At 44.8% G+C, this 12,206-nt stretch carries 4 protein-coding genes; all 4 read right to left on the reverse strand.

From position 1 onward, the window contains the following. The 4 genes from CQ839_RS11940 to CQ839_RS11955 are packed head-to-tail and all read right to left on the reverse strand — an operon-like array spanning position 1 to position 11,955. Complete coding sequence (locus tag CQ839_RS11940) at positions 1-2,517, reverse strand: filamentous hemagglutinin N-terminal domain-containing protein (RefSeq protein WP_103668546.1); 2,517 nt, start codon at positions 2,515-2,517, stop codon at positions 1-3. Between the two features lie 14 nt (positions 2,518-2,531). Beyond that, complete coding sequence (locus tag CQ839_RS11945; RefSeq protein ID WP_103668500.1) at positions 2,532-6,503, reverse strand: filamentous hemagglutinin N-terminal domain-containing protein; 3,972 nt, start codon at positions 6,501-6,503, stop codon at positions 2,532-2,534. Between the two features lie 14 nt (positions 6,504-6,517). Further along, complete coding sequence (locus CQ839_RS11950; RefSeq protein ID WP_103668501.1) at positions 6,518-9,268, reverse strand: S-layer family protein; 2,751 nt, start codon at positions 9,266-9,268, stop codon at positions 6,518-6,520. A 14-nt stretch (positions 9,269-9,282) separates the two neighbouring features. Then, entirely contained in the window at positions 9,283-11,955 is a 2,673-nt protein-coding gene (locus tag CQ839_RS11955; protein ID WP_103668502.1) for an S-layer family protein, read from the reverse strand. Positions 11,956-12,206: the final 251 nt, after the last annotated feature.

Below are 12,206 nucleotides of genomic sequence, written 5' to 3' on the forward strand. Positions count from 1 at the left end.
TTAAAAAGTTTTGCTTGTAATCGCCAAGAATCCTGCGCAATCAGTTACGGTTGTTCCTATAGCTGCGTTATTAACAGCATAGATATCTACCTCACCCTTCGCATTTAATTGCCAACCCGTAGCTTCCACAATGGGTGTTTTCGCATTCTCAGATTGCTTTTCGGATTGCTTTACAGTTGCTAAAGCACTGGGATTGCGGAAAGCAGAAGGATCACGCAGATCTGTCCAAGGATGGTTACTATTGCGGCGATCGCTAGGATCTTCAGGCAACCCTCCTCGACCTGTGGCGACAAACCGACTATTGCCATAGGTTCTACAACCTTGGACAATTCGCTGACTCGGATCATCGATATTGCTAGGTAGCTCGATTAAACCTGCGGTGGGAGTAAAAGCAAGGTTGCTGATATTTACCGTGCCGCTTAGCCCAAATTGCGAACTTGCCGTGATGTCATTTTCTGATGTCAATTGCGGACGGAATTTCAGTCCAAATAAACCTTGCGTAGTGATGTTGATATTACCACCTGATCCTCGCACCGCATTCGCAATAATGTCACTGTTTTCTATCCCCACAATCACAGGTGAGTTAATTGTCAAGTTACCACCATTACCAGCACCACCTGCTTCAGCGCTGATGAGACTACCATGACGCATCAATAGGAGATCGCGAACTTGCAGGTTAATATTGCCACCTTCACCAACTTTGGTGGAAGTGGAGAGGCGACCATTATCGAGTTTAATGGTATTCGCATTAATTGTGAGTGTGCCAGCATCACCAAGAACTTGATTCTCAGCGATCACAGTTCCCCCGTTACGAACCATCAAAGTTGGCGTATTAATTGTAATATTGCCTGCATCCGCTTGGGAAGTAGGATTGTTAGTTAATACAAATGTACGCGCCACCGCACCTATGTAACTTGGGTTCTGGCTATCTTTCACCCCACTGACATCGATCGACTCAGACGCATTGATTGTGAGATTGCCAGCACTCCCAGTACTCACAGTAGAAACTGAAACCAGTCCCCCATCTTGAATTGATAGCGTGCGCGTATCGAGCTGAAGATTTCCTGCATTACCAGAACCAAAAGTATTCGCTGATAGGAGACTAATTACTGTGGAATTATTAGGAAGGGCATCCAAGCTCGAAACCATCACCTTATCAGCGATGACATTGACATTTCCCCCATTCCCCCTACTAAAAGTTCTAGTGCCAACATTCCCGCCTCCAAAAATAGTCAGTTGATTAGTGGAGATAGATAAATCTCCACCCTGACCAGTACCAAGGGTAGCGGCGATCAGCACCCCAAATATCGGTGCAGTAGAAGGATTGCCAGGTTGAATCCCACCTACTCCTACTTCATTCGCTTTAACGGTTATATTGCCTCCTTGGGCATTACCGAAGGCACGATCCATCACGATTGCCCCTTTATCAATCATCAGCTTGGGGGTAGTAATGAAAATATTGCCTGCCCCTCCAGCGGCAGTAGTTTCATTCACCACACCACTAGAACTGAGAAAATCTGGAGACATACCAATTACTTGCAAGGATTCTGTGGCGTTGATCGTAACATCGCCTGCCTTTTGAATGCCGAGGTTTTGGACAACTGCGATCGAACCACCACTAAGACTAACCTGTTTACCTTGCATTTGAATTGAACCAGGACTAGTGCCACGAACTGCTACTAAGGCGCGTTGGCTCATCTGAATATTGCCAAAGCTAGCGGCATTGGGATATGCGAGTGTCAATCCTTGCGATGTTGCACCAATCTCAACGCTGCCTCCAGTGACACTTCCCAATTCAATTCGCCCACCTAAAGCTGAAATCACACCCCCCTCTAGAGAGACATTTCCACCCACCAAAGCCAGTGTTTGACCAGATTGAACCTGTAAACCGCTTAAATTTAAATTAGTCAGATTTGAAACAGATGATGCGCCATTTAACCTAGCGTTACTACCATTTCCCTGTACGGTGATATTTCCCGAATTGCTCCCCATATTTAAGCCAATTGGCGATGCGACCGTCAGCAGCGGATTAGTAGTGCTGTCGCTAGCACTAAATTCCACCCCATCCGCAAATTTGATACTATTTGCCGTCGTACCGACAAATGATCCGCCAATATTTAGTCTTGCATTGGGACCAAAAATAATCCCACTTGGATTGATTAGAAACAAACTCACAGGATTGCTATTATTTGTGGTCTGAATCATGCCATCAATGTTAGAAACACTACCTCCCGTCACCCGACTAAAAATGGTTGTAATATTCGGTGTGCTTACTAGATTAAAAGTTGCCGAACCACCCGTCGGTACTGAGAACTGACTAAAACTATGGAATAGATTTGCTCCACTATTGGGTTGATTACCATTGGTAATCGTAAAATTGAGATTGTCAGGACTAGTGACTGTTGTAGAAAGTGTGCCATCGGCTGTCACAGATTGCGCTGAGACAGTTATGGGTAAAAGCATTCCCAAGAACAGAAAACTAGAACCACACCACAATAGTTTTTGACTAAAATTCATTGAATACTCCATTTTTAAAAAGATTTGTTTGCGATCGCCAAGAATCCTGCACAATCAGTTACAGGTATTCCTCTTGTTTCGTTATTGGCAGCATAGATCTCCACTTCGCCCTTTGCATTTAGTTGCCAACCCGTAGCTTCCACAATGGGTGTTTTCGCATTCTCAAATTGCGGTGTAGTTGCTAAAGCATTGGGATTGCGGAAAGCAGAAGGATCACGGAGATCTGTCCAAGGATGGACGCTATTGCGGCGATCGCTTGGGTCATCAGGCAACCCTCCTCGACCTGTGGAGACAAATCGACTATTGCCATAGGTTCTACAACCTTGGACAATTCTCTGGCTCGGATCATCAATATTGCTAGGCAGCTCGATTAACCCTGCGGTGGGAGTAAAAGCAAGGTTGCTAATATTTACCGTGCCGCTTAGCCCAAATTGCGAACTTGCCGTGATGTCGTTATCAACGGTGCGGTAAGGACGGTATTTCAACCCAAAGATGCCATTAGTACTAATTTGGATATTGCCCCCATTGCCTTGAAAGGCATTAGCGACTATATCACTATTGCCTAGACCAATAATGAAAGGACTGCTAATCGTAATATTACCGCCATTGCCCTTACCGCCCGCTTCCGCCGATAGCAAACTTTCATTCCGCAACAGAAGCAGTTCCCCAAGGGAAAGATTCAGGTTGCCGCCATTACCAAAGTTCGTTTGGGCATTGATTTGGGAAGCATCATTTAAAAATAGCGATCGCGCATTTACTTGAATAGTGCCACCATCACCCGTACCTTGACTGCGACTAGTGATTTGGGAACTATTCGCTAGGGTAACTTGTTGAGAGCTGATGTTAATGTTTCCAGCTTTACCCATGCCTGATGAAGCTGTAGAAAGTTGGGCATAGTCTGCCAACAAAAGTCGGGAAGTACGTAGATCTAAGGAACCACTGTTACCATTACCTGAGGATTGACTGCTAATGATACTTCCTTGAACATTTATATTATTGGCGGAGATCTCCACATTGCCTGCATTGCCACTACCTTGAGTAGATGTAGAGATTTCAGAACCATTGAATAGGGAAAGCGAACCCTTTGGTATTGTGAGCTTCACCTCCCCCGCTGCTCCAGTGCTAGAGGTATTAGAAGAGACCCTTGCCCGATCAATTGTCACGTCATCAGCGTTGATGTTAATGTTTCCCGCTCGCCCACTCCCAGAGGAGGATGCTGACAGTTCCGCCCCATCTCGTAAGTTTAATTGCGCAGTGCTGATATCAATGTTGCCTGCATTGCCACTGCTACTGGTGAGCGCCGAAAGGCGACTATTGTTGCCGATGTCAATGCCTTTGCTAGCGTTGAGGTTGATGTTGCCTGCAAGTCCTGAATTGCTGGTACTACTGGCAATTTGGCTATTGTCAAAGCGAATCAATCCGCTACTAGTGAGAGTGACATTGCCAGCGGAGTCCAGTCCCTTGGTATCGCTTTCGATGCGGCTGTTGTTGAGGGTGAGATTACCCACACTGTTGATATTGACATCGCCCGAACGTCCTGTACCATCTGTTGAAATATTAATCGCTCCCGTAAATGGAGTGGAAATAGAAACCTGTTTACTTGTTAGAACCACGGTATCGGCGATCGCTAAATCCCCATGCCCCAAAATCGACACTGCCCCCGCCCGATCGGAAGATGATGTCGTTAGTAATGTCAGTCCAGATATCTGATTTTGGGCTTCTAATTTGATCGAACCACCATTGCTAGATGTTCCGTTAGGAGCAACAGAAAAAGTATATAAACTGCTCATATTGCCAAGGATATCTCCTTCTTTGGCAATTAGATTGATGTCACCACCATACCCGCTATTACCTGTCTGTGCAACGGATGAGGAGTATAGATCCCTCTGGTTAGAAAGATTGCCGTTAGTCGCAGAAAATGTAATATTGCCACCATTGCCACTATTCACTTGTCCAATGGATAAGGAGGACAAATCTCCTAGATTAGAAAGATTGCCGTTAGTCGCAGAAAATGTAATATTGCCACCATTGCCACTATTCACTAGTGCGAAGGATATAGAATATAAATCCCCTTGGTTAGAAAGATTGCCGTTAGTCGTAGAAAATGTAATATTGCCCCCATTGCCACTATTCATAACCCCTAGGGAATAGGCGCTCAAACTACTCTCATTTAAAAGGTTCCCATTGCTCACAGAAAGTGTAATATTGCCTCCATTGCCACTATTATCAGTTGAGAAGGAATCAGAAGACATAAGGCCTTGGCTAATAAGGTTCCCATTAATCGCAGAAAGGGTGATATCGCCTCCATTACCATTTGTCCCTGTGAACGAAGCGGATAATAAACTATTAACAGAGAGATTACCGTTAGTTACAGAAAAGCTAATTGCACCTCCTTTCCCTGTACCTTGGCTATTTACTGATGAAGATAATAAAGCATTAACAGAGAGATTACCGTTAGTTGCAGAAAGGCTAATTGCACCTCCATTCGCTGTACCTATACCTGCACCTAGGCTATTTGCTACTGAAAATAAGTTTCCATTAACAGAGAGATTGCCATTAGTCGTGGCAATCGTGATATCGCCCCCATACCCACTATTGGCTGTTAAAAATGTGCTTGAGTCAAAGTTATTGCTTGAGATATTGCCATTGGCAAAAAGATTGATGCTGCCACCATTCACACCATCGCCAAAAGCAACCGAGTTCAAATCTCCCGTTACAATATCCCCAGCAGCATTCAGAATGATTGAACCGCCATCCCCACCCGTGAAATTGGAGGTGTTAACACTGGCAACCCTAATGCTACCAGCAGGCAGTCCCGCCACTGTCCCCGTTGTAAAATTGGTGGATCCCACTCCCAGTTGGGGCAAATTGGATGTAGGTAAAGAAGTCACCCCAGCTCGTAAAATTGCCGCAGACTGCGTCGTTAGAGTAATAAAATCTGGATCACTACTGGGAACGGTGATATCGGGGCCCGTAATGGTAATATTTCCTCCCTCAATGCTCCCCGTCGCTTCTACCTTCAGGGCTACGCCTGTATAGTCTCCAAATACCACATCCCCATTAGCATAAATGATCGGATCGAATAGGCTGATAAACTTACCTGGAGTACCTGTCACCGTCTGAAATGAAACATTACCACCACTGACAAAATGGGCATCTCCAGAAATATTCCCATTGCTTATCAATCTCAGATCTCCCCCACTCCGCAAGGCTCCTCCAGCATGGTTCAAGGCTAGGATATCAACACTCTGATTTCCTTGAATCGTCAAGTTCCTTCCTGCTTGGGCGAGGAATGGAGTTATGACAGTATCTCGAATCTTCACGGTATCCTGTGCTTTTAAGGTAATATCTCTCCCTGCTATCAATTGTCCTTGCAGATCTAGGCTACCACCTTCCAGTATTAGATCCACTCCTGTGGTGAGATTGCTCCGTATTGTTATCGGTGCTGCATTTGCTCCCATGTGTAACCCAATTGGCGAATTAATCGTTAACAATGGTTGGCTATTGGTGTTCACCGCACTAAACTCTGTTCCATCAACAAATTTGACGCTATTTGCTGTCGTGCCTACAAACGATCCACCGATATTTAGACTGGCATTGGGACCAAAAATAATCCCACTGGGATTGAGTAGAAACAAACTTACAGGATTGCTGCTATTTGTAGTCTGAATCAAGCCATCTATATTAGAAATATTCCCTCCCGTCACCCGACTAAAAATTGTTGAAATATTCGGTGTGTTGACTAAATCAAAGGTTGCTGAACCTCCCGTCGGCACTGAGAATTGATTAAAGCTATGGAATAGATTGCCTCCACTATTGGGCTGATTGCCATTGGTAATCGTAAAGTTAAGATTGTCGGGACTGGTGACTGTTGTAGATAGTGTGCCATCAGCTGTCACGCTCTGCGCAGAAACATTTGTGGGTAAAAGCATTCCCAAGAATAGGAAGCTAGAACCGCACCACCATAGTCTTTGACTAAAACTCATTGAATAATACCTCTTTAAAAAGCTTTGCTTGCGATCGCTAAGAATCCCGCACAATCATTTACGGTTGTTTCTCTAGCTAAGTTATTAGCAGCATAGATATCTACCTCACCCTTCGCATTTAGTTGCCAACCCGTAGCTTCCACAATGGGTGTTTTCGCATTCTCAGATTGCGGTGTAGTTGCTAAAGCATTGGGATTGCGGAAAGCAGAGGGATCGCGGATATCTGTCCAAGGATGGGAGCTATTACGGCGATTACTAGGATCGTCAGGCAACCCTCCTCGACCTGTGGCGACAAATCGACTATTGCCATAGGTTCTACAACCTTGGACAATTCTTTGGCTCGGATCATCGATATTGCTAGGTAGCTCGATTAACCCTGCGGTGGGAGTAAAAGCAAGGTTGCTAATATTTACCGTGCCGCTTAGCCCAAATTGCGAACTTGCCGTGATGTCGCTCTCTGATGTCAATTGCGGACGAAATTTCAGTCCAAATAAACCTTGCGTAGTGATGTTGATCTTCCCACCTGCTCCTTGTACAGCATTAGCAGTGATGTCACTGTTTTCCGATAGAACCGCTACGATAAATGCTGAATTGATGTTGATATTACCTCCTGTAGCATTACCTGTTGCATTAGTGTTAATTTGACTGCCGTGCCGCAGCAGCAGCACATCAGAGTCAATCGAGATATTGCCGCGATCGCCTGCGGAAACTTCCGATCGCAGACTGCCCCCGTAATCAAGTTGAACGCGAGAAGCCCTAATGCTTAAGTTACCCGCATCGCCACCACCTGTATTACTAACAGAAATTTCCGCCCCATTGCGTACGTCAAGCCGATTACTATTTATACTTATCGAACCAGCATCAGATTTTGTAGAAGAAATTGCATTAATACTACTGGGGAGTTGCCGACCGTTAATTAGCGATTGAGAGATGCCCTGTACGTCAACATTTTTAACGATCAGGTTAATGCTGCCAGCAGCACCGTTACCATCAGTAGATGAGGTGATTTGTCCACCGTTGAATATATTTAAGAGATCGCTTTTGATATTAATATTGCCACCCTGTCCGATCGCATTTGCCCCAACAGCCACAGTGATTCCACTGACAGTCTGACTAAAACTATCAATGACGGGATCGCTCACACTCACTTCTGTGGCTTGGATATTTATACTTCCTGCCACACCATTGCCAACAAGCGCACTAGAAATTGTGCCACCATTAGCGAGTACCAATTTCCCAGTTGAGATCGATACATTTCCACTATTTCCTTCCGCAAAAGGTTGGATTGAACTAGTCACAGCACTTGTAAAGCTTGATGGATTTGCGCCTCGAATTTCTAGACTCTGAGTAGCTCGGATGGAGATATCCCCAGCCGACCCAGTAGTACTTGGTTGCAAAACACCTGGAAAATTGAGACCTACCAGATCTGTGCTGATATGTGCACCATCCAGCATCTGTATTCGATCCGCCTGAACAGAAATATTCCCACCAATATTGCGATTACCACTGGTAATCAGAGTGGTAATCGAACTAGGACGGAAAAAAGGAATACCAAAAAAAGGATTAGGAAATGGATTGTAGCCACTTAATTTGACATCTTTAGCAAGAATGGAAATATTGCCAGTGGAGGAGTCATTGAAAGTTACGAAAGAATTAGTCGCGAAAGAATAAACGCCATTATTAACTGATTGCAACCAAGATCCATTCGCAATTCGTAAAGACTCGGTTTCTACAGTAATATCACCTGCTCTAGCGCCATTCCCCAATACTGTAGTAGATAGACCAGGAGTCTCATATTGCAGTGCATCCGTTGCCCCCAGCAAATCCACAAATTCTGTGGTTTTGACATTAATACCTTGCCCTTGACCTCCCGCTCCAGTGTCAGAAGAAATATTTGAGCCATTCTGAAGTGTTAGCCCTCGCCCACGAATTACGATCGCGCCGCCGTTGAGTCCACTCGTATCAATTAGAGAGGATTTACTCAGTGTAATTTGACCCCAGTCAGCAGTAGTTGAGGCACTAGTTAATTGCAGTTGAGTGGCATTTGTGAACTTAACTTCAGCATTTTGTACTGCCCACAGTTCCACTCGTCCATCTGGATTCGATAGACTAGCGTTAGTCAAACTAATCTCTCCACCTACTAACGCGATGGTCTGAGCTTTGAATAGTTGGGGCGATCGCAAAAAGAAATTAGGCGCAGGTGTTCCCTGTACTTCAATTGGTGCAGCATTGGTTCCGAGAATTAGCCCTACAGGAGCATTCACAGTTAACAGAGGATTAGCTGTGATATCGCTAGCACTAAACTTTACTCCATCACTAAAAATGACGCTATTTGCTGTAGTTCCAACAAATGATCCACCGATATTGAGCCTTGCATTGGGACTAAAAATAATCCCACTGGGATTGAGCAGAAACAAACTCACAGGATTGCTGCTATTTGAGGTCTGAATCAAGCCATCAATGTTGGAGACACTACCTCCCGTCACCCGACTGAAAATCGTTGTAATATTCGGTGTGCTAACTAGATTAAAAGTAGCAGAACCACCCGTCGGTACTGAGAATTGACTAAAACTATGGAATAGATTTGCTCCACTATTGGGCTGATTACCATTGGTAATCGTAAAATTAAGATTGTCGGGACTAGTGACTGTAGTAGACAGCGTGCCATCGGCTGTCACAGATTGTGCTGAGACATTTATGGGTAAAAGCATTCCCAAGAAAAGAAAGCTAGAACCACACCACAATAGTCTTTGACTAAAACTCATTGGACAATACCTCTTTAAAAAGTTTTGCTTGTAATCGCCAAGAATCCTGCGCAATCAGTTATAGGCGTTCCTATAGCTGCATTATTGGCAGCATAGATATTTACCTCACCCTTCGCATTTAATTGCCAACCCGTAGCTTCTACAATGGGCGGTGCTGAATTCTCCGATTGCTTTTCGGATTGCTTGACAGTTGCTAAAGCGACGGGATTGCGGAAAGCAGATGGATCACGGATATCTGTCCAAGGATGGGAGCTATTGCGGCGATCGCTAGGATCTTCAGGCAACCCTCCTCTGCCTGTGGCAACAAACCGACTATTGCCATAGGTTCTACAACCTTGGACAATTCGCTGACTCGGATCATCGATATTGCTAGGTAGCTCGATTAACCCTGCGGTGGGAGTAAAAGCAAGGTTATTAATATTCACCGTGCCGCTTAGCCCAAATTGCGAACTTGCCGTGATGTCACTTTCTGAGGTCAATTGCGGACGGAATTTTAGCCCAAATAAACCTTGCGTAGTGATGTTGATCTTCCCACCTGCTCCTAGTACAGCATTAGCCGTGATGTCACTGTTTTCCGATAGAACCGCTACGATAAATGCTGAATTGATGTTGATATTACCTCCTGTAGCATTACCTGTGGCATTGGTGTTAATTTGGCTGCCGTGCCTCAGCAGCAACACATCAGAGTTAATCGAGATATTGCCGCGATCGCCTGCGGAAACTTCCGATCGCAGACTTCCCCCATAATCAAGTTGAACGCGAGAAGCGCTAACGCTTAAGTTACCTGCATTTCCACCACCAGTATTACTAACAGAAATTTCTCCACGATTAAGAACATCAAGCCGATCGCTAACTATATTGACTGAACCCGCATCAGATTTTGTAGAAGAAGTTGCCGCGATCGTGCTGGGCAGAGTTTGACCATTGGACAAGGTTTTAGAGACACCATCTACCGCAATGTTTTTGACTTGCAGATTGATACTACCCGCATTACCATTTCCATTGGTTGAAGAGGTGATTTGCCCACCATCAAAAAGCCGTAACGTATCAGCCGTTAAGGTAATATTTCCCCCTGAGCCAACCGCATTAGCCCCCAGAGAAACCGTAATACCGCCAGGTAAGCTGCTGAGACCATCAAGTTCTGGCTCGCTCACTGTCACATCCTTAGCCCTAATGGTGATATTCCCCGCTTTTCCTGTTCCCGATAGCGTACTCCGAACAGTCCCCCCGTTAAAGATTTGCAAACTGCCAACATCAATCGAGATGTTTCCTGCTTCCCCCGTTGTTGCTCCAATTCTCGAACTCACTCCAGATAGCAGTTTAGCGGGTGTGAATCCCGATATTACAAGGCTCTCAGTTGCTCGGATCGAGATGTCTCCAGCCTTACCTGTAGGAAGAACAGGACTTACGACAACCAAAGCCGTACTGATAATTCCACCATCTTGCACGCGAATTCGATCTGCATCGATGGTAATCTTGCCACTCTCATTATTAGTGCCAACAAAGAGGTTGGCGTTTATAGCGGTAGGCGTTTCAAGAAATGGATTAGATCCCAATACATCCACATCCGCAGCTTTAACGGTCACATCTCCCGATCGCGAATTGTCACCAGTAGAGGAGGACTGAAGCCAAGCGCCATTACTCAACCGTAAACTCCCTGTCTCAACGGTCACATCTCCAGCTCGCCCAGTTGCAGGAGCGCCAAACAATATACCCACAGAAGTCGAAATGCCAGGAGCAAATTGACCTGCTTGGGAAGCTCCCAGCAGATCAACAAATTCTGTAGTTTGGACGGTGATCCCCTTACCTTGCCCAGCCGAAGTAATAGAACGAATATTTGAGCCATCTTGCAAGGTCAGCCCGCGTCCACGGATGTTGATTGCTCCGCCATTGATTCCACTTGCATCAACTAAGGAGGTTTGACTGAGTGAAATATTTCCCCAATTCACAATACTAGGGGCAGAAGTAAGTTGCCATTTCGCTTGATTGTTTATGGCGATTTGGGCATTCTGTGCTGCCCATAGTTCCACTTGTCCATCTGGAGCGATCAGGTTTGCGCCTGTCATATTGATTTGACTGCCTACTAAAGCCAAGGTATTTCCCTGAGCCACTTGCAGGGTAGCCATTTTCTGTAAACTAATTGCTCCCGCATTTGCCTCAAGGTTTAGCCCAATGGGAGCATTCACAGTCAACAGAGGATTAGATGTGAGATCGTTGGCACTAAACTTAACTCCATCACTAAAAATGACGCTATTTGCTGTAGTTCCTACAAACGATCCACCGATATTTAGACTGGCATTGGGACCAAAAATAATCCCACTGGGATTGATTAGAAACAAACTCACAGGATTGCTGTTATTTGTGGTCTGAATCAAGCCATCAATGTTGGAAACATTGCCTCCCGTCACCCGACTAAAAATCGTCGAAATATTCGGTGTGCTAACCAGATTAAAAGTAGCAGAACCACCCGTGGGCACTGAGAACTGACTAAAACTATGGAATAGATTTGCTCCACTATTGGGCTGATTACCATTGGTAATCGTAAAGTTAAGATTGTCAGGACTGGTGACTGTTGTAGAAAGTGTGCCATCGGCTGTCACAGATTGTGCTGAGACAGAATAAGTTAGGGATAAATGCCCCAGAAATAGACAGCCACCTAAACAAGATAAACGAAAAATAGAAGTCATAGATACCGCTCCCCATCTCACACAAAATAAATAAAATTAACAGACAAACATCTTTAGCAAAATCTTTTTGAGAATATTAAAGGAAAATAAAGAGCGTAATATAAGCAAGCCAATACTAAGTAGCTGAGCATAATTAAAAACTAGATTCAAAGCCTTTGGTGTAAGCTGCGCATAAACCATAAGCTTTAGGTTTTATATTTAATTACGATATGATACTTATAGCGTTTTACAAATGAATTTCCCCCTAATTT

It is taken from the genome of Pseudanabaena sp. BC1403, assembly GCF_002914585.1.
Classification (GTDB): Bacteria; Cyanobacteriota; Cyanobacteriia; order Pseudanabaenales; family Pseudanabaenaceae; genus Pseudanabaena.

What these genes read in the sequence shown, in the direction of transcription:
- CQ839_RS11955 (WP_103668502.1), bottom strand. Translation starts at nt 11,955, where the DNA reads ATGACTTCTATTTTTCGTTTATCTTGTTTAGGTGGCTGTCTATTTCTG.
- CQ839_RS11940 (WP_103668546.1), bottom strand. Translation starts at nt 2,517, where the DNA reads ATGAATTTTAGTCAAAAACTATTGTGGTGTGGTTCTAGTTTTCTGTTC.
- CQ839_RS11950 (WP_103668501.1), bottom strand. Translation starts at nt 9,268, where the DNA reads ATGAGTTTTAGTCAAAGACTATTGTGGTGTGGTTCTAGCTTTCTTTTC.
- CQ839_RS11945 (WP_103668500.1), bottom strand. Translation starts at nt 6,503, where the DNA reads ATGAGTTTTAGTCAAAGACTATGGTGGTGCGGTTCTAGCTTCCTATTC.